Source organism: Pseudomonas sp. TMW22091 (assembly GCF_022496705.1).
GTDB classification, from domain to species: Bacteria; Pseudomonadota; Gammaproteobacteria; order Pseudomonadales; family Pseudomonadaceae; genus Aquipseudomonas; species Aquipseudomonas saxonica.
In genome coordinates, this window is record NZ_SCFI01000004.1 from 249,480 (window position 1) to 271,817 (window position 22,338).

The 22,338-nt window shown below is 56.5% G+C and carries 22 protein-coding genes; 6 read left to right on the top strand and 16 right to left on the bottom strand.

Translation table 11 applies throughout. The annotated features are described in order from the left end of the window. Nucleotide 1: 1 nt before the first annotated feature. The 5 genes from kdpA to EQV93_RS10140 all read right to left on the bottom strand — a co-directional run bounded on the left by kdpA (nt 2) and on the right by EQV93_RS10140 (nt 4,799). Nucleotides 2–1,696, bottom strand: coding sequence for a potassium-transporting ATPase subunit KdpA (gene kdpA / locus EQV93_RS10120; RefSeq protein WP_240891486.1), 1,695 nt, complete (start codon nt 1,694–1,696; stop codon nt 2–4). 8 nt (nt 1,697–1,704) lie between these two features. After that, nucleotides 1,705–1,794, bottom strand: coding sequence for a K(+)-transporting ATPase subunit F (gene kdpF, locus EQV93_RS10125; RefSeq protein ID WP_146383808.1), 90 nt, complete (start codon nt 1,792–1,794; stop codon nt 1,705–1,707). Nucleotides 1,795–1,974: 180 nt separating this feature from the next. Then, on the bottom strand, nt 1,975–2,979 hold the full coding sequence (locus EQV93_RS10130) for an RHS repeat-associated core domain-containing protein (protein WP_240891487.1): 1,005 nt from the start codon (nt 2,977–2,979) through the stop codon (nt 1,975–1,977). A gap of 108 nt (nt 2,980–3,087) precedes the next feature. Beyond that, complete coding sequence (locus EQV93_RS10135) at nt 3,088–4,320, bottom strand: hypothetical protein (RefSeq protein WP_146383810.1); 1,233 nt, start codon at nt 4,318–4,320, stop codon at nt 3,088–3,090. Between the two features lie 29 nt (nt 4,321–4,349). Next, complete coding sequence (locus tag EQV93_RS10140) at nt 4,350–4,799, bottom strand: YcgN family cysteine cluster protein (protein ID WP_122784456.1); 450 nt, start codon at nt 4,797–4,799, stop codon at nt 4,350–4,352. Nucleotides 4,800–4,955: 156 nt separating this feature from the next. On the opposite strand from EQV93_RS10140, the gene EQV93_RS10145 reads away from it, so the two are divergent. Further along, on the top strand, nt 4,956–5,549 hold the full coding sequence (locus EQV93_RS10145; protein ID WP_122784455.1) for a nitroreductase family protein: 594 nt from the start codon (nt 4,956–4,958) through the stop codon (nt 5,547–5,549). Between the two features lie 148 nt (nt 5,550–5,697). Here the strand turns inward: EQV93_RS10145 and EQV93_RS10150 are convergent, their stop codons facing one another. The 3 genes from EQV93_RS10150 to rnd form a co-directional block, all read right to left on the bottom strand. Next, nucleotides 5,698–6,630, bottom strand: a complete 933-nt coding sequence (locus EQV93_RS10150) for a D-2-hydroxyacid dehydrogenase (RefSeq protein ID WP_122784454.1) — start codon at nt 6,628–6,630, stop codon at nt 5,698–5,700. Between the two features lie 127 nt (nt 6,631–6,757). Beyond that, on the bottom strand, nt 6,758–7,051 hold the full coding sequence (locus EQV93_RS10155) for a YcgL domain-containing protein (protein ID WP_122784453.1): 294 nt from the start codon (nt 7,049–7,051) through the stop codon (nt 6,758–6,760). After that, nucleotides 7,048–8,181, bottom strand: a complete 1,134-nt coding sequence (gene rnd / locus EQV93_RS10160; RefSeq protein WP_122784452.1) for a ribonuclease D — start codon at nt 8,179–8,181, stop codon at nt 7,048–7,050. The genes EQV93_RS10155 and rnd overlap by 4 nt, the downstream gene beginning before the upstream one ends. Nucleotides 8,182–8,472: 291 nt before the next feature. Between rnd and ampC the strand changes: the two genes are divergently transcribed. Next, nucleotides 8,473–9,636: a class C beta-lactamase gene (gene ampC, locus EQV93_RS10165; RefSeq protein ID WP_240891488.1), complete on the top strand. Its 1,164-nt coding sequence runs from the start codon at nt 8,473–8,475 to the stop codon at nt 9,634–9,636. Here ampC and EQV93_RS10170 read toward each other — a convergent pair. The 5 genes from EQV93_RS10170 to EQV93_RS10190 form a co-directional block, all read right to left on the bottom strand. After that, the gene (locus EQV93_RS10170; RefSeq protein WP_122784450.1) at nt 9,633–10,280 is read right to left on the bottom strand and encodes a class I SAM-dependent methyltransferase; all 648 of its coding nucleotides are present in this window, start codon (nt 10,278–10,280) and stop codon (nt 9,633–9,635) included. The genes ampC and EQV93_RS10170 overlap by 4 nt on opposite strands. A 150-nt stretch (nt 10,281–10,430) precedes the next feature. Continuing rightward, entirely contained in the window at nt 10,431–11,810 is a 1,380-nt protein-coding gene (locus EQV93_RS10175) for a glutamine synthetase family protein (protein ID WP_240891489.1), read from the bottom strand. Between the two features lie 410 nt (nt 11,811–12,220). Beyond that, the gene (locus tag EQV93_RS10180) at nt 12,221–12,529 is read right to left on the bottom strand and encodes a hypothetical protein (RefSeq protein ID WP_240891490.1); all 309 of its coding nucleotides are present in this window, start codon (nt 12,527–12,529) and stop codon (nt 12,221–12,223) included. Next, nucleotides 12,522–13,244 (bottom strand): DUF4225 domain-containing protein, encoded by a 723-nt coding sequence (locus tag EQV93_RS10185; RefSeq protein ID WP_240891491.1) that lies wholly within the window; start codon nt 13,242–13,244, stop codon nt 12,522–12,524. The genes EQV93_RS10180 and EQV93_RS10185 overlap by 8 nt, the downstream gene beginning before the upstream one ends. Beyond that, on the bottom strand, nt 13,241–13,726 hold the full coding sequence (locus EQV93_RS10190; RefSeq protein WP_146383816.1) for an Hcp family type VI secretion system effector: 486 nt from the start codon (nt 13,724–13,726) through the stop codon (nt 13,241–13,243). The genes EQV93_RS10185 and EQV93_RS10190 overlap by 4 nt, the downstream gene beginning before the upstream one ends. Nucleotides 13,727–14,012: 286 nt before the next feature. On the opposite strand from EQV93_RS10190, the gene poxB reads away from it, so the two are divergent. The 3 genes from poxB to map all read left to right on the top strand — a co-directional run bounded on the left by poxB (nt 14,013) and on the right by map (nt 16,879). After that, nucleotides 14,013–15,734, top strand: a complete 1,722-nt coding sequence (poxB, locus tag EQV93_RS10195; RefSeq protein WP_240891492.1) for a ubiquinone-dependent pyruvate dehydrogenase — start codon at nt 14,013–14,015, stop codon at nt 15,732–15,734. 114 nt (nt 15,735–15,848) lie between these two features. After that, complete coding sequence (locus EQV93_RS10200; protein ID WP_146383822.1) at nt 15,849–16,091, top strand: ParD-like family protein; 243 nt, start codon at nt 15,849–15,851, stop codon at nt 16,089–16,091. After that, nucleotides 16,088–16,879: a type I methionyl aminopeptidase gene (gene map, locus EQV93_RS10205; protein WP_240891493.1), complete on the top strand. Its 792-nt coding sequence runs from the start codon at nt 16,088–16,090 to the stop codon at nt 16,877–16,879. The genes EQV93_RS10200 and map overlap by 4 nt, the downstream gene beginning before the upstream one ends. A gap of 53 nt (nt 16,880–16,932) precedes the next feature. Here the strand turns inward: map and EQV93_RS10210 are convergent, their stop codons facing one another. From EQV93_RS10210 to EQV93_RS10220, 3 genes are all read right to left on the bottom strand, one after another. After that, the gene (locus EQV93_RS10210; protein WP_240891494.1) at nt 16,933–18,111 is read right to left on the bottom strand and encodes a trans-sulfuration enzyme family protein; all 1,179 of its coding nucleotides are present in this window, start codon (nt 18,109–18,111) and stop codon (nt 16,933–16,935) included. After that, nucleotides 18,108–19,484 carry a pyridoxal-phosphate dependent enzyme gene (locus EQV93_RS10215; RefSeq protein WP_122784440.1) on the bottom strand — a complete coding sequence of 459 codons (1,377 nt, stop codon included), beginning with the start codon at nt 19,482–19,484 and terminating at the stop codon, nt 18,108–18,110. The genes EQV93_RS10210 and EQV93_RS10215 overlap by 4 nt, the downstream gene beginning before the upstream one ends. 259 nt (nt 19,485–19,743) lie before the next feature. Beyond that, entirely contained in the window at nt 19,744–20,640 is an 897-nt protein-coding gene (locus EQV93_RS10220; protein WP_146383825.1) for a LysR family transcriptional regulator, read from the bottom strand. Between the two features lie 120 nt (nt 20,641–20,760). Here EQV93_RS10220 and EQV93_RS10225 point away from each other — a divergent pair, with 120 nt between their 5' ends. After that, nucleotides 20,761–22,179 carry a mechanosensitive ion channel family protein gene (locus tag EQV93_RS10225; RefSeq protein WP_240891495.1) on the top strand — a complete coding sequence of 473 codons (1,419 nt, stop codon included), beginning with the start codon at nt 20,761–20,763 and terminating at the stop codon, nt 22,177–22,179. Nucleotides 22,180–22,338 lie beyond the last annotated feature (159 nt).

Consider the following 22,338-nt stretch of genomic DNA (forward strand, 5'->3'; position numbering starts at 1 on the left):
CTTAGAAACCCAGAGTCAGTTGTTCAGCGATGGGGCCAAGGGCCAGAGTGGGCAAAAACGTCAGGCCGCCCACCAGCAAAATGGTCATGGTTAACAGCACCACAAACAGCGGGCCATGGGTGGGAAAACTGTTCCGGTCAATGGGGGCTGCTTTCTTCAGCGCCAGGCTGCCTGCCAACGCCAGCACGGGAAGGATGTAGCCGAATCGCCCGATCAACATGCCCACACCCAGCATCAGGTTGTAAAACGGGGTATTCGCATTGAGCCCGGCAAAGGCTGAACCGTTGTTGGCGCTGGCCGAGGTAAAGGCATAAAGAATCTGGCTAAAACCATGGGGCCCGGGGTTACTGACCGAGGCCACAGCACTGGGCAAAATAGCCGCCACTGCGCCCAGGACCAATACGCCGACCGGCATCACCAGCAGCGTGATCACCAGCCACTGGACCTCCTTGGCCTGAAGTTTTTTACCGAGGTATTGCGGGGTTCGACCAATCATCAATCCGGCCAGAAATACGGCGATAAGGACGTTAAGCAACATGCCGTAAAGCCCTGCGCCAACCCCACCGAAGATCACTTCGCCGACCATCATATTGACCAGCGCAACCATCCCGCTCAGCGGGTTAAGGCTGTCGTGCATGCCGTTCACCGAACCATTGGAAGCCGCGGTAGTGGTTTGAGTCCACAACACCGTCCCGGTGGTGCCGAAGCGTACTTCCTTGCCTTCCATCGGTGCGTGTTGCTCTACCAGTGGGCTGTTGAATGCTGGATTGGGTTGATATTCGGCATACAACGCGGTGCCGCCGCCGAGCAGAAACAGCGCCAACATACAGGCGATGATGGCCCGGCTCTGACGCAAATCCTTAACGTAATGGCCGAAGGTAAATACCAGTGCAACCGGGATCAGAATGATTGACGCCAGCTCGTACAGGTTGCTCCACGCGGTCGGGTTCTCGAACGGGTGGGCCGAGTTGACGCCAAAGAAACCGCCGCCATTGGTGCCCAATTGCTTGATGGCAATTTGACTGGCTGCCGGTCCCAGCGGGATCACCTGATCGGCACCCTGCATCGTCACGGCGTGGACGTAATGGGCGAAGGTTTGCGGTACGCCCTGCCACACCAGAAACAGTGCCAGCAGCAGACACAGCGGCAGCAGGCCATACAACGTAGCGCGAGTCATGTCGGCCCAGAAGTTACCCAGCGTGCTTGCCGAGCGCCGGCTGATACCGCGGCACAGAGCGACCAGCACCGCCAGACCTGTGGCAGCGCTGACAAAATTCTGCACAGTCAGACCGGCCATCTGGCTTAAGTCACTGAGCGAGGCTTCGCCGCTGTAACTTTGCCAGTTCGTGTTGGTGACAAAACTGACTGCCGTATTGAACGCCTGAGTCCATTCCTGCCCAGGTAATTGCTGCGGGTTGAGAGGCAGGTATTGTTGAAACACCAGCACCGAGAACAACAGCACAAAACCCGCGAGATTGAACATCAGCAATGCCAGGGCGTAATTGCGCCAGCTTTGCTCAGTGCTCGGATCAACGCCCGCTACGCGATAACAGAGCTTCTCTACAGGCCCGACGACAGGCGTAAGCCATGTCCGTTGACCTTCCATAACCTTGTAGTAAAAACGGCCCAACCAAGGTGCGGGCAACAGTACCAGCGCAAAAAAGGCCAGCACCAACGCATAGTCATAACTGTGCATACCCGCTCCTAGTTCCGATCTGCGCGCAACAGCGCAACCAGCAGGTAAACGAACAGCCCGAGGGCCAGCAGCAGTGACACTCCATCCAGTACACCCATGACAACTCTCCCCAGAACGGCATGCGCCGCGTGTAGGAGGATTGTGAGGAGTCAGGGTGTAAAGGATCGAGATTGAGCAGGAGCAGGGCCGTAAAGAAAATGTAAAAAACACTCTCTACACCCTGAAACAAGGCATTACCGGCGTATCAAATGACGCCACAGGCTGGGCAATGGGGAACGTCAGAGTCCACGTATGGCATTACCTGTTTTTAGCGCTTTGGCATCGTGGGCACCCGCCAGTAACCCACCGCCTACATTGAAAGTGACACCGACGACCCTTTCAGGGCCAAAGGTTTTGGTCATCCAATGGTGGGCCGCTTTGAAGTGGGCGGTCGAATTGTGGATTTCCCCTCCCTCTACAGACTTCACAAGAGCGCCGTAGTGCGCACCCGCAGCGCGATCAAGGGGTATGCCATGGCTGGCCAGATTGTGGTTCACCAAAGACAAGGCGCGGGAAAAGGTCTGAGTTAAAGGCTGTTCTGAAGTTGCGCTGTGAATTATCTGACGTCCTGCCGAAGTGAAATCCGGAACACTTTTACTCCCGACAAGGGCCTGAGACGCCAGGGTAACGGTCTCTTTCGCCTTGCTGATGGCCTTTGGCACCTGAGCTGGATTCGCCGCAGTCAATAACGCCACCAGAGAAGTCAGTCGCACAGGCAACCGAATATGGCCGCTGGGGTCTTGCCAATTGAGCGGATCACCTGAGCAATAGGCGTAGGCATTAACCCCTCCCTTGTCGAACGGACTCAACGTGTCGGGGCTGCAAAAGCGCATCAATCCAGGGTTATAGACACGTGAGCCATTGCCCAGCATGTAGTATCCGGTCAACTCATCTCGCCACTCGCTGTTAAACCCCAGCAGACTGCTCTCGACGCTTGGGTCATGAAGATACCCATACGGGGTATAGCGTTGTGAGATGTGTAAGGGGTTACTCAAATCGTTCATGACTGAGCCTTGCACATCGGTGGCCAGTAACAAGGTTGAGCGATCAAGACACTGCTGGGCCAATAACTGGTGATCGCACCGGAATACACTGGTTTGCCCAGTGCTCTGAGTTTCAGTGGCGACACGATCGAGATGATAAAAGCGCTGCGTTAACCCTCGGCCTTCCGAGGTAAAGCCAATGCATCGATCAAGCGGATCAAATCGGTATTCATACAGCTCTGTATTTTTTAACGCCGACATAGGAAGAGGCTCCGGTAAAGGGCCCTAAGTCTGCGCAAACACATGCCGGCGTCCTAGTTGACAGAGTTGACGGGGCGCTTCGTCCATTGCCCGCCCACTCTCACCGGATTAACGCAAAAGAGGCGTGTCCAGTACTTCAGAATCTGCACCCAATACACTTTCGCTCAACTGAACAAAGGACTCAGTGTTGACCTTGCCCATGCGCATCAGCGCCTGGCTGACATCATCAAGCGAACGTTTGTTGTGGGTTTGCAAACGAATTTCGCGGTCCAGGGCCTGCATGAGTGTGACGGCCCGCGCCACCATGGCCGGGCTTACCTGCTGGCCACGAAGACGGGTCACCCCCTTGCCGGCAGTATTTAGCCTGTGTTGCAACGCCTGATAACGCTCGTCGCTCATGCCACCGGCACGGCGCATCAGCTCTATGGCGTAGTACTCACTCAAGCCTTCGCCAATCCATACATGCCCTGGCTCATCGTTGATGGCGCTGAACACCTGAACCACTTCACGCAGTAATGGGCTGCTGCCGCTCTCACTGACCAATGGCAAGCCGCTGTACAGATAGATCGAATTGCGTGACGCCGAACTGCCCTTCCACATCGGGCTCGCGGCACCCACGATCAACAATTTGGCGGGATTGCGCGGGAACACGGCTTGAACGTGCGGCCAGACGAACGTCAATAGGGTCAACACATCCATGCGGTGCATGCCCTGACCTTTCGGGGCGGCGACAGTGACTTCGGTTTCACCCAAGGTGGTGCGGCGACTGCCCAGCGTGCCAGCCAGCATCCAGCCCGTGGGCCGATCGAATAAACGCGATATGTCATCGATGCGAAAGCGGTTCTTGCCGATGCGTGGCCACGCGGTTTCGACACTCTTCCAGCCATCAGGCAGCTCAAACTCCAGACGCGACACCAACTCTGTGCCGTCCTGCTGATCCAGCGCAGCCGGTGGCACCAGTTGTTCGCCCCGAAACAACGCCCACTGGGGGGTAATCAGCGTCTCGAAGCTGCCGTTTTTACGTAATTGATTCAAGCGCACGCGGTAGGACAGGCTGGCTTTGCCCGGCGTCGGATGCCAGAGGCCTCGGCTATGGGTAGCGTCCGGACTGAGCTGCCATTGGCCGTCGGCTTTAAAGTCGCTGTAGCTGCCCGTAGCGCCCAAATCGAAATCCAGACTACGCACCGCAGCGCCATCCGCCAGCGTCATACGCACCTGCGCCTGATTGCTTTGCGGCAACAGGCGCACGTGATAGTCCAGGTCCACTTTTTTGGCGGCCCACAGCAGACTGCTGACCATCACCAGTGCCAAGCCCAGAGATAATTGGTAACGCAGCGGCATACACACTCCTTTGGCCACCGCTCCGGCACTTAACCGGCGCGGAAAATCAGATGATCTTCCCAGTCCTCTTCCGCCACGCTGCCTTCGGCGAGCATGCGCCCTGATTGGGAAATACGCTCGTGATGCACGGCATCAGGGTCGCCACAAACCAAGTGGTGCCACAACGGCAGATCTTTGCGCTCGCTGACCAATCGGTAACCACACGTCGGCGGTAGCCACTTGAACGATTCGGCCTTGCCAGGCGACAACTGAATGCAATCGGGGACCGTGTCCCGACGCTTGGGATAATCGGTGCACTGGCAAGTTTTCAAGTCGAGGAGCTTGCAGGCAATGCGCGTGTAGTAAACGCTGTTGTCCTCCTCGTCTTCGAGTTTTTGCAAGCAGCACAGCCCACAGCCGTCGCACAGCGACTCCCATTCCTCTTGATCGAGTTGATCGAGGGTCTTGCGGATCCAGAACGGTTCAACTTTTGCGGCCATGGCTCAAACATCTACATCGGGGAGTGGAAAAGGCCGCCAGTCTAGTGCCCAAGGCCTCGCGAGCCAAGTGTTAGGGCCAGACGGTGTAACAGGACTTGTCACATCGAAGCGGTAACAGTAGTTTTGCACTGACACCTACACACTCGGGAAACGTGAATGCCAGCTTCCAACCGCACTGCTGAACATCAAATAGACGAGCAATTTACTCAACGCTGGTCACCTCGTGCCTTTACCGACGAAACCATTGATAAAGCTACTTTGCTGAGCTTTTTCGAGGCCGCACGCTGGGCACCTTCTGCCTACAACGCCCAGCCTTGGCGATTCTTGTATGCGTTGCGTGGCACCCCCGAGTTCGAGCGTTACCTGAGTTTGCTGGTGGAGTTCAACCAGGGTTGGGCCAAGCATGCTGCCGCGCTGGTGGTCATTGTGTCGAAAACCACGTTTGCGGCACCGGGTACCACTGAAGAAAAGCCGGCGCCGACCCATGCCTTCGACACAGGCGCTGCCTGGGGTCATCTGGCGCTGCAAGCGCACCTGAGCGGCTGGCACACCCACGGCATGAGTGGCCTGGATTACGAACGCGCCCGCCAGGAGCTGAAAATCCCTGAGGGTTATGCGGTCCAGGCCATGGTTGCCATCGGCAAACGGGGTGACAAGGCAAGCCTGGTGGATTACTTGCAAGCCAAAGAAGTGCCCAGCCAGCGCGTACCGCTGAGCACGCTGGTCGCCGAGGGCGATTTCAGCTTGTAAGACCCGTAGCAGACGCCGCAGGCAGCGTTCGATTGCACAACCGATCGCAATGACTGAGCCTGCGGTTCACCGTGTGAACCGCTGTTTCTGAATTTACGACGGCTACACTGCCGATCGCAGCCTGCGGCAGCTCCTACAGGCTTTAATCTCAATAACCGCGCTCGAAATCCACTTCGCCGTAGGTCGTTTCACCGGCTTGAAACGCCCGTAAATTGTCGACAAACAGTTGCACCATCATCTGCGGCGATGTCGGTGCCGAGCTGTGCCCGGTCAACAGCAAGCCCCAGGCTGTCCAGAAGGGATGCTTGGCCGGCAACGGTTCTTGACGGCACACATCAATGATTGCACCGGCCAGATGGCCCAGACGTAATGCTTCAACCAGGTCGGCATCCACTACCGCCACACCCCGACCAACGTTCATAAACACGCCGTTGGGGTTGAACAACGCGAAGAGTTCGGCATCGTACAAGTCATGGGTGTCCGGCGTGTTGGGCAACAGATTGATGACGTAATCCATCTGCCCGACCAGTCGCGGCAAGTCGCTTAGGGTTGCCACTTCTTTAAACGGCGCCTGTTCACGAGCGCTGCTGGCGATGGCATACAACTGCACTCCGAACGGAAGCAGGAACTGCGCCACGGTTTGACCAATGTCCCCAGCACCGACAATCAGCACCTTGCGACCGACCAGGCTTTGCCCGGTTCGGCTGTCCCACTTGCGCTCGACTTGACTGACCAGCCGCGCCATCACTTCGCGTTCGTGACCCAGCATGTAGGTCAACACGTATTCGGCCATGACCTGCCCGAAAATACCCACTGCCCGACTCAGTCGATAGTCACGCCCCAGGCCTGGCGCCAGCAAAGGTGTGATTCCGGCCCAGGTCGATTGCAGCCATTGCGGCGTGTGCCCTTGGCGCAACAGGGTCGCCAATAAATCGGGTTGCCCTAGCCACACGGGGCAATCAGCGGCCATTTGTGCCAGCTGCGCAGAATCGCCACTGGTTTGTATGTCCAGCTGCGGTGCAGCCTGTTGGAGGAGCTTGGCGTAAAGGGGGTAATCGTGCTCGGCAATCAGGACGCGCATGCTTCTAAACCTTCTTAAAACACTGTCAGCGCCCATCGCCCAGGTTTGCCCCGTCGCGCTCGGCCACCGTCAATCAAATTCAGTCAATGTGAGACAGGTGCCCGGGCCCGGGCACCTGAGGCAGCCGTTACATAGGGTCGTTGCGACGTAGAAGCTCTTCGGGCAAGTGCTCAATGTATTCGTCTTCGGCAGGCGGCATTTGCAGGTGATAGCCCTGCGTTTCCAGGTTATCCAACACCTTGGTAATGTCTTCGCGCGACAGTTTGCGTTCCGGCGTCAACACCAGATCAAACGCGTGAACAGGTTTGCCGAAAGCCAGCATCAGGGTTTCGGGTACACGCTCCAGGGCATCGGCCTTGAGCACGTACAAATACATTTCGTTGCGTTTGGTACTGCGATAGATCGAGCAAATACGTTTCAAGAAGGTTCTCCAGCGCAGGACAGGCAATCAAGCAACGCCTGTCCCATCAGCTCACGGCGCCATCCGCGCAGTGAGTCCGGCAATTGATAAGGCCCATTGGGAAAGCCACTTTTTACCAGCGCTTCCAGGGTTTTTTTGCGCAGCATCAGCTCTGGCGCAATATTGAGACGCTCGGCCAATTCCTGGCCAACGGCGCGCAAGCGTTTGATCAGCAGTGCAGCCTCAACCGGCAAGGGTTCAGGTACAGCGGGTGGCCATTGTTCAGGCGGTAGACTGCCAGCACGCTTGATCAGGTCCAGTAAAAATTCGCCATCCTGACGCACGGTACGCGGGTGCATGTCTTCAATGCGCGCCAGCGACACCAGATTGTCGGGTTGGGTTTTGGCTAAAGGCCACAATGCATGTTCACGCACCACTCGATTACGTGGCAGGTCACGGGCACGGGCTTCTTTTTCACGCCAGGCGCAGAGCTCACGCAACACCGCCAACTGATCCCGTGACAGTTTCCAGGCCAGCTTGGCCTCACGGTACACCTCATAAGGGTCTACTTCGCGGCGTAGATTGGCAACCAGCTCTGCACCGTCCTCAAGCACCCAGGCGTACTTTTCATCCGACAGACGCGGACGCAACAGCACATACACTTCAGCCAGATGCAGGGCATCTTCAGCGGCGTAGCTGATCTGAGTGTCCGACAGTGGGCGTTGCAGCCAGTCAGAACGGGTTTCGCCTTTGGGCAGGTCGAGGTCGAGAACCTCTTTGACCAGACGCGAATAACCCATGGAAAAACCGAGATTGAGATAAGCCGCTGCCAACTGGGTGTCGAATAACGGCACCGGCAAACTGCCCGTGAGACGCAACAGCACTTCGAGGTCTTCGCTGCAAGCGTGCAGCACTTTGACCACTGACGTGTTCTCCAACAAGGCGGCCAGAGGCTGCCAATTGTCGATGGTCAGGGGGTCGATCAGGTAAGCCCGCTCGCCGTCACCGATCTGGATAAGACCGGCAATCGGATAAAAGGTATCGACCCGCATAAATTCGGTGTCGAGGGCTACAAATGGCAAATGCTGCCATTTGGCACAATGCTGGCCGAGGCTATCGTTGTCGCGAATCCAGTGAATATCGATGGCCACACGGCTCTCCCTTGAAGAATGGCGCGCAGTATATATCGCCGCCCGACCTTATCGGGTAATGACTGACAATCTAAACGACGAAAATACCTACAGAAATTAAAGTAACCACCTGCATGAGTTTTTACATTTTTACAGGTAGGTTTCACCGACCTGTGTCAACGCAGGTCGGTGCCAGGCGAACGGGCAACACGGAATTTGATACCTCACGCGTTGGCCTGTTACGGGACACTCCCCATCAGCTCGCCTTGAAAGCACACGCGCGACTGATCGACAAACAAGAGGATGAACTGAATGTTATCACCCCCCAAAATGTCACTCGCCGCCTGCGCCCTGATTGGCCTCAGTGTTTTTACCCGTGCAGCCATCGCAGAAAACGCTGTGCCGGCAACCTTGGACAGCGTCGTGCAACAAGCCGCCACCGAGGTCATGAAGGCTCACGACATTAGCGGCCTTGCGATTGCTGTCAGCCATGACGGCATCCAGCAGTTCTACAGCTTCGGTGTGGCCTCCAAAGCCACCCAAGCACCCGTCACACCTGACACCCTGTTTGAAGTTGGCTCGATCAGCAAACTGTTTACGGCCACCTTGGCCGCCTATGCACAGGCCAATGGTCAGCTTTCCCTCACTGATCCCGTCGAAAAATATCTGCCTGAACTGCAAGGCAGTGCCTTCGGCAAAGTCCTCCTCATGCATTTGGCAACCCACACCGCGGGTGGGTTCCCGTTACAAGTACCCGAGAGCGTGAAAAATGAGCAGCAATTGATGGATTACCTGAAAGCCTGGAAGCCCATCTACCCTTCCGGCACACAGCGCAGCTATGCCAACCCCAGCATTGGCATGCTGGGAATGATTGCGGCCAAAAGCATGAACCAGCCTTTTGTGGCAGCGATGGAAAACACCCTGTTTCCGGCATTGGGTCTGAGCAGTAGTTACTTGCAGGTACCCGCGGCCAAAATGTCGCTGTACGCACAGGGCTACAACTCAGATGACCAGCCGGTAAGAGTCAATCCCGGCGTACTGGCCAATGAAGCTTATGGCGTGAAAACCAGCGTGCATGACCTGATTCATTTTGCCGAACTTAACATTGGGCTGGGCAACCCCCAGCCCAAGACCCAGCGTGCCATTGCGCAGACCCACACCGGCTACTTCCAGATCGGGCCAATGACCCAGGATTTGATCTGGGAGCAATACCCCTACCCGGTCACACTGAAAAACCTGCTGACAGGCAACTCAAACAAAATGGCCTACGAGAATAATGGCGCCCTGGCCCTGAACCCGCCCATGGCGCCACAACAGGCTGTATGGATGAACAAAACCGGGTCAACTTCTGGCTTTGGTGGCTATATCGCCTTGATCCCCATTAAAAAACAGGCCGTGGTGATCCTGGCCAACAAAAATTACCCCAACAGTGAACGCATCGAACTGGCGTACAAAATCTTCAACGCATTGAACTAGGCTTTTTTAACTAACACATAAATACTGCCCAGCCGGCGGCCGGGCAGCACATCGTAATGTTTGAGGATGCTGAAGCCTGCTTCGGCAAACTGCCCTTCCACATCGTCCTTGCGTACGACAATCCGTGGAGCGTTATTGAGCAGTTCCGACGAACGTCCCACACACAGCGAAACGATGAGGCTATCGCGGCTCACGCGGTGTAATTCGCGCAAGATGGCAAGACGATGCTCAGCGTTGTGCACGTGGTGAAACAGCTGCATGCAAAAAATGCTGTCTACAGCGTTAGCGGGCATGTCGATAGAAAACACGGCGCTTTTGAACAACTTGATACGGGCCAGCAAACTCGCGGGATGATGTGTTTGTGCATGATCGAGCATGCTCTGAGAAGAGTCGGCAGCGAGAATCACCCGATTGCCGTGTTCTGCCAGCACAGGCCAGAAGCGCCCTGCGCCGCAAGCAATATCCAGTACCAGACCCGGTTCACCGGCAACCTTGAGGGCGCGACGTACCAATTGATTTTCGCGCCACGCGGTCCACCGTCGGGTCAACCCTTGCGGGCGCACTTCACGGCAGACCTGCGCATGTTCGCGGCCATAGCGCTCGGCGAATTCAAGCTCAAAGGTGGACGGTGGCTGAGTGGACATGCCCGCTGACTCGTAGGTTTATTGATGTTCTGCGAGCAGGTTAACCGTGGTCCAGTGAAAAAAATGTCACGAAAAAGCCAGATCGGGAAATCTGGCTGCACGCTAGAAGCCGATCCGCTCTTACTTGAGGCTTGCCGCTAGCCTCTCCCCTTACGCTTGATGCAAATACCAACGCCAATCCTGTTCCCCCACTTGCCCCATAAACTGCCGATACTCGGCATTTTTGACCGCCAGATAAACCTTCAGAAATTCAGGGCCAAAGGCTTCTTTCGCCCAATGCGAGGCTTCCAATGCCCGCAAGGTGGTCAACCAATCGGTCGGCAGCCTTTCGCTGGTCAGCGCATAGCCATTGCCTTCTACCGGCGCACCTGGATCACGCTCTTCGCGGATACCCCGATGGATTCCCGCCAAAATCGCAGCCGCCGCCAAATAGGGGTTGGCGTCAGCGCCACAAATTCGGTGTTCGATATGCCGCGAAAACGCCGGACCTCCCGGAACTCGCAGGCTCACGGTACGGTTATCGACCCCCCAGGTCGCGGCCAACGGCGCATAGCTGTTGCTCTGAAAACGGCGGTACGAATTGGCATTCGGGCAAAACATCAGCAATGAATCAAGCAAGGTGCTGAGCATCCCGCCTACGGCATGGCGCAGCAAGGGTGTGCCGTCAGGCGCTTCACTGGCGAACAGGTTGTTGCCGTCTTTATCGGCCAGGCTCACGTGCATATGCATGCCTGTGCCCGCCAAGTCATCAAAGGGCTTGGCCATAAAACAGGCAAGCATCCCGTGTTTATGCGCCACGCCTTTGACCAGGCGCTTGTAACGTACGGCTTCATCCATCGCTTGCAAGGCGTCGTTGCGGTGCTCAAGGGTGATTTCCACCTGCCCCGGCGCGTATTCAGAAATGGCCGTGCGGGCTGGAATCCCTTGCAGCTTGCAGGCGCTGTACAGATCCGCCAAAAACGGTTCGATTTGCTCCAGCTCTCGCAGTCCGTACACCTGAGTGGCACGCGGACGTTGACCGTCTACGTCCCGTGCCGGTTGCGGTCGCCCATTGCTGTCGCGCTGGCGATCCAGCAGATAAAACTCCAACTCAGCCGCCATTACCGGGTAATAGCCGTCGGCCTTCAACCCCTCGATAACTTTGGACAACAGATGCCGAGGATCGGCCACAGTGGCCGGCATGCCTTCTTGCGGGTGCATGCTGACTTGTACCGCCGCCGTGGGTATCAAACGCCACGGCATGCGCTGCAAGCTGCCACTGATGGGATACGCGCGACAGTCAATATCGCCCACGTCCCAGACCAGCCCGGTGTTTTCGACATCATCGCCATTGATGTCCAGGCCCAGGATAGTGCTCGGCAGTGGGCGCCCGCTCTTATAGATTTCCAGCAATTCATCGCGGTGCAACAACTTGCCCCGTGGCACACCGTTGTTGTCGAGGATAAACAGCTCGAACATTTCGATATCAGGGTTATCCGACAGAAAGCTCTGGGCTTCTTGCAGGGCAGCAAACGCAGTCGTGGTACTCATGGCAATACTCGTAAATTCATATCTGAAAGGCGTAAAGGCACGCCGTGACTGCAACCCTGAGGGGTAACAGACGTTCAAGACTTAACGGAATGTACGGGTATCCGGCGGGCGGGCATGTCGACAGTGAAACAAAGCCCAGAAGGCCAGTTTCGAAGGGAGGGGGCAGAGATTATGGGCGGGCAGAAGAAAACCCAGGCAGCTCTCAGAAAGGAGCGCATGGCGCTGCGGCGATTCAGGACTGGGACACTCAGCCTTTTTGACAACCATGCTCACAACCACACCGCATTGGGGATGCCCAGCCTCACACGATTTATAGGGTTTATCAAATGCAGGATTTACGACCTTCAGGTTCATTCCGGGTAAACATATCGAACGATCCTCTTTTAATTCCCTTTAGTTGCGAAGACGAATCAGAACTTTCTACGTGTGAACCACATGTGTTTTTTCTTTCCTCCAGGGAGAGAGAACACATAGGCCATGGCGACAAAGAAAGAGAACCACTGCGCTCCATAACTTGTATTTTTATCGATGATGGGTAAATACCCCGTCTTCGCATGAAGGACATGAATACCTATAAAAAAGATATTAAGCATCGCAACCCCGTAAAACTTGAGCGCGTCATTATCATCTCCCGACCATGCAAAACTTGCCCAAAAGGATGGCAAGTAACATATCAAACTTAAAAAAACAAAGACCACATAGAATAAATAGCTATTCATCCGCCCCCCAATACTCGAATAATGTCTGCAATGTATTTACATCTGAGACCTTTCCAATTGCGGCACCACCTACAGTATTTCGCTGATAACCATAAAGATAATCAGAACGAATATGCCTGAACAACCTCCACGATTCAGGCTTTAACACCAACCTTCCCGCACCATAAGCAGACCCTGCCAAATCCACGACGCCATAAGCAATATTGCCTTCTCGCTCTGTCCCGCCCACTGCTTTGGCTACAGAGTGATAGACCTTTCGGATGGGGCCTTGCGTATCGGAGCGTCCCGATAAAAGATTACGACCGTTTTCATAAATATTATTCCCGCCCTGAAGCATCAGTGGCGCCCCTATGCCTAAACACAAGGTACCTGCCGAGAAATAACAAATGCCTCCACCCATGGCGATTTGCATTCCTCCAGCCGCAATGCCCACCCCTAATAACGTTTGGTCCAGTAAGGTGTGCTTAATCAGCGCACTGCGTTGTTTGTTAATGGCTTCAAGCCCCTGTGCGGTGCTTTTCTTACCGCTATAAACGTCCTGAACAATACCCCGTGTGTACTCCGTTATGTCTCGATTAAATTGCAAGCGAACAGACAAATTTTTGAGTCGCTGTATCCCAACCGTACAGGCCTGATTCGTCAAAAGATTCACCGCCTGATCTAACGCCCTCACTTCATCGTCTGCCAATGAATGCTGCGATTTATCAGGCCTCATTTGTCCTCATCCCAACTGCTGTAGCCACTGGTGCCGGCGATATGATGCATCCAGCAAATCTCTCGATAACTCAGGGCCATGACTTCTTGAATGTCGGCATCGTTTTCCAACGTGGCATGGGGCATGACCAGCGTCAGCTCCGTCAAAATACAACCCGATATATCAACGGTAAAAAAACGCTCCTGAACGCCCATCGGCGAAGTTCGGTAAAAGTTGATCTTGCACTCAAGGATCTCTCTATTGGTCAGGGCTTGCGCCAGCAAAGGGGTCGACTTGTCTATGTTTTTTACGATCGCGATGGGTTGATGAGTGGCTCGGTCGAGGTTGCCCAGATTCAACATGGTGTGATTGAAGGAGAGCACCATGACTTCATCGCGATGCCCGATTTGGCATTTATTGCCAATGGACTCCGCAGTTGAACAGCCTGCCGAGATCAAGCCTTGGCTTTTGCCCGAAATGCTCATGTAACCGTGACTTGCCATTTGCTGTTCCCCCCTGGTTAAAGAACGCAAGCTAGCGGAGAACTCATTACTTTTATGTAGGAATTCTCTGTATTTAAAATAATTCTCGTCTTCTCTTTTCTTATGCGGTGTAACGCCCGGTTACATCCGCTGATCTCCTTCACCACGAACGGTAGGTGTGACATGAACACATCTTCATCGAACGTTTTAAAAACCTATGGGGTCGCATGCAGTGTCTATCCTGCTTGGCAACGGTTTCTAACCTGACTCAAGCCACCCGATTTCCCACTTCAAGGAGCCTCCCCCCATGAGCAGAACGGTTGCCGATTTCATCACCGAAACCTTGCAGCAAGCAGGGGTAAAGCGTGTGTTTGGCGTCGTGGGCGATTCATTGAATGCCTTCACCGACTCACTGCGCCGTCAGCAGCAGATTGAATGGATTCATATGCGCAACGAGGAGTCAGCGGCCTTTGCCGCCGGTGCCGAAGCGCATTTGACTGGCGAACTGGCAGTCTGTGCCGGCAGTTGCGGGCCAGGTAACTTGCATTTGATTAATGGTCTGTTCGACGCGCACCGCAGCGGTGTGCCCGTGCTGGCGTTGGCCGCACATATCCCCAGCAGTGAAATCGGCATCGATTATTTTCAGGCCACGCACCCCGAAAGCCTGTTCAAGGAGTGCAGCCATTACGTCGAGCTGGTATCCCATGCCGAGCAGTTACCGCAAATTCTTGAACGCGCCATGCGCGTGGCCATCGCTAAACGCGGCGTGGCAGTGGTGGTGATTCCCGGAGACGTTGCGCTGCAAGCCACCGAGGCCAAAGTGCCTAACTGGATAACCCCTACCCAACCGCTGATTTGCCCCACTCTGAGTGATATCGACCAATTAGCGTCGTTTCTCAATAACGGCAAAAAGGTCACCCTGCTTTGCGGCGCGGGTTGCGCAGGTGCCCACACCGAAATTCTGGCACTGGCCGAACGCCTGAATGCGCCAATCGTGCATGCCTTGCGCGGCAAGGAACATGTCGAGTACGACAACCCCTACGACGTCGGCATGACCGGGCTGATCGGTTTCGCCTCGGGCTACAAGGCAATGATGAGCTGTGACACGCTGCTGATGCTCGGCACTAATTTTCCCTATCGCCAGTTTTACCCGGAGCACGGTTATATCGCACAAATCGATCTGCGCGCCGAAGCGCTGGGCAACCGCTGCCCGTTGGAATTGGGCCTGATCGGCGATGTGAAGCTGACATTGCAGGCGGTGTTGCCCAAGGTCGACCAAAACCCTGACCGCGAGCATCTGGATAAAGCACTCGACGACTACAAAGTCGCCCGCCAAGACCTCGACGCGCTGGCCGAGAGCGGGCCTGAGAGCTCGATCATTCACCCGCAATACCTCAATCGCCTGGTCAGTGAACTGGCCACGGAAGATGCGATTTTCACCTGTGATGTGGGCACGCCCACCGCTTGGGCTGCCCGCTATTTGAAGATGAATGGCAAACGGCGACTCGTTGGCTCGTTTAACCACGGTTCAATGGCCAATGCGATGTTGCAGGCGATTGGTGCTCAGGCGGCCTTCCCGTTCCGGCAGGTAATTTCCATGTCGGGGGATGGTGGTTTCACCATGATGATGGGTGATTTTCTGACCCTCAGTCAGGTGGGCTTGCCGGTCAAGGTGATCGTGCTCAATAACGGCACGCTGGGGTTTGTCGAGATGGAAATGAAAGCTGCGGGCTTTCCTGATGTGGGCTGTGATCTGAAAAACCCCAATTTTGCAGCCATGGCTGAGGCGATGGGGGTCAAGGGCATTCGGGTCGAACATCCCGCAGAACTCGAAGGGGCGTTGCGTGAGGCTTTCAGCCATGACGGCCCGGTGCTGGTGGATGTCGTGAGTGCCCGACAGGAGTTGGTGATGCCGCCGAGCAAAACCTTTGAACAGGCCAAAGGCTTCAGTCTGTTTATGCTCAAAACCGTGATGGATGGCCGTGCGCGCGAGCTGATTGATTTGGCCAAAGTCAATTTGTGGCGTTAAGCACCACAAGGTCCAGTACGGGGCACATTACCCCTGCTTGACCAGTTGAGGGTTGCGGCAGCGCCCAACCCTCGCCTAATATACGTTCCATATACATTTCATATGGACAGCCTGATGGGCATCGTCAAAATCTCCGAACAAATGCATGAAAACCTGCGGGTCGCCAGTAACGCGCTGAGCCGCTCCATCAATGCGCAAGCTGAACACTGGATGCGCATCGGCATGCTCACCGAGCTGCACCCCAATCTGGATCACCACCAAATCTGCCGCTTGCTGGTGCGTGCCGAGCAGTCGGGCGGCCTTGATCTGAATGCAGCCTTGCAAGACACACCTGTGACCACTGGAGCGCACTCATGAAGGCCAACGTCGTTATCAATAGCCCGGCACAGATTGCCCAGTCCAAAGTGGCGGGAAAACTGGCCGCCGATGTGTTGGCCATGATCGGCGAACACGTCAAGGCGGGCGTGACCACTAACCAGCTGGACAAAATCTGCCACGACTACATCGTCAATGTACAAAAGGCCATTCCCGGTAACGTGGGCTATCACGGCTTCCCGAAAACGGTCTGCACCTCAGTCAATGAGGTGGTGTGTCACGGCATTCCTTCAGACATACCGCTCAAGGACGGCGACATCGTCAATATCGATATCGCAGTGGTCAAGGACGGCTGGTACGGCGACACCAGCCGCATGTACTTCGTCGGCGAACCCTCCCCCGAGGCGCGGCATCTGGTGAAGACCACCTACGAGGCCATGTGTGCCGGTATTCGGGTTGTGCGCCCCGGCGCCACACTGGGCGACATTGGCCATGCCATCCAGACCCTGGCTGAGAAAGAAGGCTTCAGTGTGGTGCGCGAGTACTGCGGACACGGCATCGGCAAGGTCTACCACGACGAGCCTCAAGTATTGCATTACGGCTACCCGGGCCAGGGCATGAAGCTCAAGGCCGGGATGATTTTCACCATTGAGCCGATGCTCAATGCAGGCAAACGCCATGTCAAAACCCTGGCCGATCAATGGACGGTAGTCACCAAGGATTTATCCTTGTCGGCCCAGTGGGAACATATGGTCGCCGTGACCGATGATGGCTTTGAAGTGTTGAGCCCGTGGCCGGACTCGATGGCCGACTTCCCCGCCATCGTCTGACCGAATCAAGACCTGCGCCTGCTCATTGGGCAGGCGCAGGTCTTGGGCCGACGCTAGATTCTGGACAACGCTTGGGCCAAGTCCGCGCGTAAATCCTCCACCGCCTCAACACCCACCGACAAGCGCACCAGCCCGTCACCGATCCCCAGTTGTGCACGTGTTTGAGCCGGAATGCTGGCATGGGTCATGATCGCCGGATGCTCGATCAGGCTTTCAACGCCCCCCAGACTTTCCGCCAAAGCAAAGATACTCACGCTTTCAAGAAAGCGCTTGGCACCCGCCAGATCAGTATTCAGCTCAACGCTGATCATTCCGCCAAAACCGTGCATCTGCCGGCATGCCAATGCGTGTTGCGGGTGGGAACTCAGGCCCGGGTAATGCACGCGTGCAACCTGCGGCTGATTTTGCAGCCATTGCGCCAGCGCCAGCGCGTTGCTGCAATGACGCTCCATGCGCAAGGCCAGGGTTTTCACCCCACGCAAGGTCAGAAAGGCATCAAAGGGCCCGGCGATGGCCCCAACGGAGTTTTGCAGGAAGCCTAAGCGCTCGGCCAGCTCCGGGTTTGACCCGACAATTGCAATGCCGCCGATGACATCGGAATGACCATTCAAATACTTGGTGGTGGAGTGCACCACAATATCCACACCCAGCTCCAGCGGGCGCTGTACCCAGGGACTTGCAAAGGTGTTGTCGGCCACGCACAAAATGCCGCGCGCTCGGCAAATGCCTGCGACAGCGGCCAGATCCGTGAGGGTCAACAGGGGATTGCTCGGTGTCTCGACCCAGACCATCCGCGTGTCATCGCACAATGAGGCTTCGAAGGTCGCAAGGTCAGTCATGTCGACAAAACTGAAGCGATGCCCGGCGCTGCGCTGGCGAACTTTGTCGAACAGGCGAAATGTGCCCCCATACAGGTCATTGCCGCAGACGACATGTGAACCGGCGTCCAGCAACTCAAGCACCGTTGAAATGGCCGCCAGACCGGAGGCAAAGGCGAACGCCTGAGTACCCGCTTCAAGGTCGGCAACACACCGCTCCAGCGCGAAGCGCGTCGGATTATGCGAGCGCCCGTAATCCAGCCCTTTGTGGACGCCGGGACTTTGCTGCAAGTAGGTGGAGTTGGCGTAGATCGGCGGCATCAGCGCGCCGGTTGAAGGGTCTGGCACCTGCCCTGCGTGAATTACGCGGGTGGCAAACGCGCGGGGCGCGGCGGTTTTATCGTCAAGGCTCATACAAGGGATCTGCGCAAGTGATTAAGGAGGTCAACGCGGGTTATCAGGCCGTGAAAACCCGAGGCGTCGGCGATGATGGCCACCAGGCCGCGGTCGAGCTCAGCTTGAAGCTCAGCCAGACTGGCGCTCGGCGGCAAGGTCTGTAAGGTGCGGGACATGGCGCTGGCGACCGACGCGCTGAAGTGTGAAGGGTCTTCTTGCATGCCCAGCAGAATGTCGGATTCGTCGATCACGCCGATCAGACGCTTGCCCTCTTCCAGCACCGGCAATTGCGATACATCCGCCAGACGCATGCGCTGAAACGCGGTCAGCAAGGTGTCATCCGGGCCGACACTGATCACCCGCCCATCTTCAAAACGCCGGGCAATCAGGTCGCGCAGGTCATCGTAATGTTTGTATTGGAGCAGCCCCTGATCTTTCATCCATTGGTCGTTATAGACCTTGGACAAGTAGCGGGTGCCCGTATCACAGACAAAACTGACGACCCGTTTGGGCACGGTTTGCTCACGGCAATATCGCAGTGCAGCGGCCAGCAAGGTGCCCGTTGAGGAGCCGCCCGGGATACCTTCGGCGCGCAGCAACTGACGGGCGTGATCGAAGCTTTCTTCGTCGCTGATCGAGTAGGCATGTCGCACGCTGCTCAAATCGGCAATCGAAGGAATAAAGTCTTCGCCGATGCCTTCAACGGCCCATGATCCTGCCTTTCCAATCGTCCCGCTGCGGCTGTATTCAGCCATCACCGAGCCCACTGGATCGGCCAGTACCATTTCAAGATCGGGCTGCACGCGTTTGAAGAAACGGGTCAGGCCGGTCAAGGTGCCGGCCGATCCGACACCGACGACAATCGCATCAAGGTCATGTTGAGTCTGCGCCCAGATCTCCGGTGCAGTGCTGCACTCATGAGCCAGGGGGTTGGCCGGGTTATTGAACTGGTCAGCGAAAAAGGCATCGGGGATTTCACCTGCCAACCTTGCGGCCACGTCCTGGTAATACTCGGGATGGCCTTTGCCCACATCGGAACGAGTGATGTGCACTTCGGCCCCCATGGCCTTGAGGTGCAAGACCTTTTCAGTGGACATCTTGTCTGGCACCACCAGCACCACCCGATAGCCCTTGGCCCGCCCCACCAACGCCAGCCCAAGGCCGGTGTTGCCGGCAGTCGCCTCAACGATGGTGCCGCCCGGCAGCAAGCGCCCGTCGCGCTCGGCGGCGTCGATCATGGCCAAACCGATACGGTCCTTGATTGAACCTCCAGGGTTCTGTGATTCGAGTTTGAGAAAAAGCGTGCACAGGCCGGTATCGAATCGGCTGACGCGCACCATGGGCGTATTGCCGATCAATTCGAGAACGGCGGGACGGGCGTTGTGGGGCATGTCGTCACCTCGTGTGGTTTACGGCGAACATCCATGCAGTAACCATAGTCGCCTTTCTTTGCCTGCAACATGGGACTGCAACCGCCCATGCCGTGTAGCCGCTGACGAGGTACGAGGCTGCGATCGGCAGCGAAGCTGTCGTGGGCCTGACACGCTGGGGTGTCAGGTACATTGAGCGCTCAGGTTATATGGACGCTACGCGCCCAATCGCCGCCTCGTACCTCGTCAGCGGCCACACAACATAGTTGCGCACCTATGCCTATAAAGATTCTTGCGTCTGATCAAGGCTTTCACGCAGAAACTCAATCAAGGCCTGAACCGCCAGGGAGCGCTGGCGGTGCTGCGGATACACCGCCGACAGGGCCAGTGGCGCACTGCGAAAATCGTCCAGCACCCGCACCAGTCGCCCATCCTCAAGGGCCGCGCCCACAATAAACGTCGGCAGATAGGTCAAACCCAAGCCCGCAATGGCCGCGTCCCTCAGCAGTTCACCATTATTGACCCGCATGCGCCCGCTGACGTGAATGGTCAATGGCTTGCCGGCCTCTTCAAACCGCCACGGTACTTGGCGGCCATGACCATAAGGCAGGCAATCATGGCTGTGCACGTCTGCAGGTACACGCGGTGTTCCGCGCTCGGCCAGATAAGCCGGGCTGGCACAGTACACACGGTCAATGAGGGCGATGCGCCGGGCAATCAGTGTGGAGTCTTCAAGTACGCCAATGCGCAGTGCCAAGTCGTAGCCCTCGCTGAGCAAGTCAACCGGTCGATCGCTCAGGTCCACTTCAACGGCAACTTGGCTGTAACGCTGTAAAAACAACGGCAGCAGACAGCCCAAATGGGCCATCGCAAAGGATAACGGTGCACTCAGGCGCAGGGTGCCGCGCGGGTCACTGGTTTGCCCGGCAATCCCCTGCTCCATCTGCTCCACGTCATTGAGCAGGCGCATGGCCGAGTCGTAATACGTCTGCCCTAAAGGCGTGACATCCAGCCGTCGGGTCGAGCGATTGAGCAACCGCACCCCCAGTCGCTCCTCCAGTTGCATCACCCGGCGGCTGACAAATTGTTTGGACAGGTCCAATTGGTCAGCGGCAGCCGTAAAACTGCCCGAGTCAACGACCTGACAAAATATACGCATATCTTCAAAGGGGTTCATTGTCTCAACCTGGTAGACAGTTAAACCCTTTATAGCGGCTTTTTACGTAGGCAACACCCGACTAGTCTGTGTTCATGGTCTCCCAATCACGCCTGCCTCGCTCGTCCATGGAGTTTGCCCATGTCCTTTCTCCTCGCTCACCCGCTGTCCCTGGGCGCCCTGTTGCTGTTGATCGACACCCTGCTTTGGCACGCTCAGCCGTTCAAGCAGCGGGTTCTGCGGGTCGGCGTGCGACTGGCACTGTTTATGCTGTTCAGCGCAGTCATTATCAACGCTGGGGTCAGCCCGTTGCAGGCACCATTGTTTACAGATGACCCCGTGATGCAATTGGGCGCCACGGCATTAGGCATTCTGTGGTGGCTGTATGCAGCGCGGGTGCTCACTGAAGTGATCGGTCTGGTGCTGATGCGCCGCATCGGCCACAGCGGGCGCTTGTTGCAGGATGTCATCGGCGCGCTGGTGTTTCTGGCGGCCATCGTGGCCGCCGCCGCTTACCTGCTGGAACTCCCGGTAAAGGGCTTGCTGGCCACTTCAGGCGTGATGGCCATTGTTATCGGTCTGGCCTTGCAGAGCACCTTGAGCGACGTGTTTTCCGGGATCGTGCTCAACACCACCAAACCGTATCAAGTCGACGACTGGGTTGTGATCGACGGGGTTGAAGGCAAGGTACTGGACATCGACTGGCGCGCCACTCACCTGCTGACCAGCGCCGGCAGCACGGCCGTGGTGCCGAATTCGGTGGCGGCCAAGGCCAAAATTGTCAACCTGAGCCGGCCGATCAACCTGCACGGGGTATCGATCAGCTTGCAGGTGCCCAACCACATTCGTCCGCGCCGGGTACTGGATGCGCTGGAGCGTACGCTGCAAGGCAGCAGCCGTTTGTTGCTGAACCCGGCGCCAAAAGCAGTGCTCAAAGACGCGGGCGAGAACCTGTCCGAATACGTCATCAGTGGGTTTATCGCTGATTTGACGCACAAAAGTGAGGTGCGCAATCAACTCTTCGACCTCGCCCACCGCCATCTGGAGGCCGCCGGTATTTCGCGTCAGCTCGACGGCGTGATCGAACCTGCGAGTCGTGCCCGTGCGTTGCTTGACGAAGTGAAAATTTTTCGTTCGCTCAGTGAAGACGAACGCAACCAGATTGCACGCTCCATGGTTGCCCAAACCTACGCCGCCGGGCAGGTGGTGCTGACCGTGGACGAAGTGCCGGACAGTCTGATGGTCATCGCCACGGGCGTTATCAGCGTCAGCGTGGCCGGGGCAACCGGGCCCGTTGAAGCCGGGCGCATGGGGCCGGGAGAGATCATGGGCGAAGAGAGTGTGCTCGCCGACGCACCGTCACAGGCAACCTTCACCTCCACCCTCATATACCGGATTGACAAGTCCCTGACCCGTGAATGCATCGCGCAACGGGCAGACGTGGGTCGCGCCTTGAACACCTTAAAGGCCGTGCGCGAGCAAAGTAGCCGCTCGGCTTTAATGGCTGCCCCGCCCCCGATAAAAAAAGGCGGTTTCCTAAGCTGGTTACAGACACGCTGAAGCGTGCGAAAGCCCGCATCAGTTGGCATGAGACGGGGGCTGGTACAGCCTCGGTTTTGCAGCATTTAGAGCGCGAACTGAATCCGCACGAGTTTTTTTTAAAAACTTCAGAATCTTCTTACAACGAAGGTTATGGCCTTTGAGTTAGCGTTTATCCCT

Coding starts and splice junctions, on each gene's coding strand:
- EQV93_RS10190 (WP_146383816.1), bottom strand. CDS start 13,726: ATGGCAAGTCACGGTTACATGAGCATTTCGGGCAAAAGCCAAGGCTTG.
- EQV93_RS10150 (WP_122784454.1), bottom strand. CDS start 6,630: ATGCGCGTCCTGATTGCCGAGCACGATTACCCCCTTTACGCCAAGCTC.
- EQV93_RS10180 (WP_240891490.1), bottom strand. CDS start 12,529: ATGAATAGCTATTTATTCTATGTGGTCTTTGTTTTTTTAAGTTTGATA.
- poxB (WP_240891492.1), top strand. CDS start 14,013: ATGAGCAGAACGGTTGCCGATTTCATCACCGAAACCTTGCAGCAAGCA.
- EQV93_RS10220 (WP_146383825.1), bottom strand. CDS start 20,640: ATGAACCCCTTTGAAGATATGCGTATATTTTGTCAGGTCGTTGACTCG.
- EQV93_RS10200 (WP_146383822.1), top strand. CDS start 15,849: ATGGGCATCGTCAAAATCTCCGAACAAATGCATGAAAACCTGCGGGTC.
- EQV93_RS10140 (WP_122784456.1), bottom strand. CDS start 4,799: ATGGCCGCAAAAGTTGAACCGTTCTGGATCCGCAAGACCCTCGATCAA.
- EQV93_RS10175 (WP_240891489.1), bottom strand. CDS start 11,810: ATGAGTACCACGACTGCGTTTGCTGCCCTGCAAGAAGCCCAGAGCTTT.
- EQV93_RS10145 (WP_122784455.1), top strand. CDS start 4,956: ATGCCAGCTTCCAACCGCACTGCTGAACATCAAATAGACGAGCAATTT.
- EQV93_RS10215 (WP_122784440.1), bottom strand. CDS start 19,484: ATGCCCCACAACGCCCGTCCCGCCGTTCTCGAATTGATCGGCAATACG.
- EQV93_RS10130 (WP_240891487.1), bottom strand. CDS start 2,979: ATGTCGGCGTTAAAAAATACAGAGCTGTATGAATACCGATTTGATCCG.
- kdpA (WP_240891486.1), bottom strand. CDS start 1,696: ATGCACAGTTATGACTATGCGTTGGTGCTGGCCTTTTTTGCGCTGGTA.
- kdpF (WP_146383808.1), bottom strand. CDS start 1,794: ATGGGTGTACTGGATGGAGTGTCACTGCTGCTGGCCCTCGGGCTGTTC.
- EQV93_RS10225 (WP_240891495.1), top strand. CDS start 20,761: ATGTCCTTTCTCCTCGCTCACCCGCTGTCCCTGGGCGCCCTGTTGCTG.
- EQV93_RS10170 (WP_122784450.1), bottom strand. CDS start 10,280: ATGTCCACTCAGCCACCGTCCACCTTTGAGCTTGAATTCGCCGAGCGC.
- map (WP_240891493.1), top strand. CDS start 16,088: ATGAAGGCCAACGTCGTTATCAATAGCCCGGCACAGATTGCCCAGTCC.
- EQV93_RS10135 (WP_146383810.1), bottom strand. CDS start 4,320: ATGCCGCTGCGTTACCAATTATCTCTGGGCTTGGCACTGGTGATGGTC.
- EQV93_RS10185 (WP_240891491.1), bottom strand. CDS start 13,244: ATGAGGCCTGATAAATCGCAGCATTCATTGGCAGACGATGAAGTGAGG.
- EQV93_RS10210 (WP_240891494.1), bottom strand. CDS start 18,111: ATGAGCCTTGACGATAAAACCGCCGCGCCCCGCGCGTTTGCCACCCGC.
- ampC (WP_240891488.1), top strand. CDS start 8,473: ATGTTATCACCCCCCAAAATGTCACTCGCCGCCTGCGCCCTGATTGGC.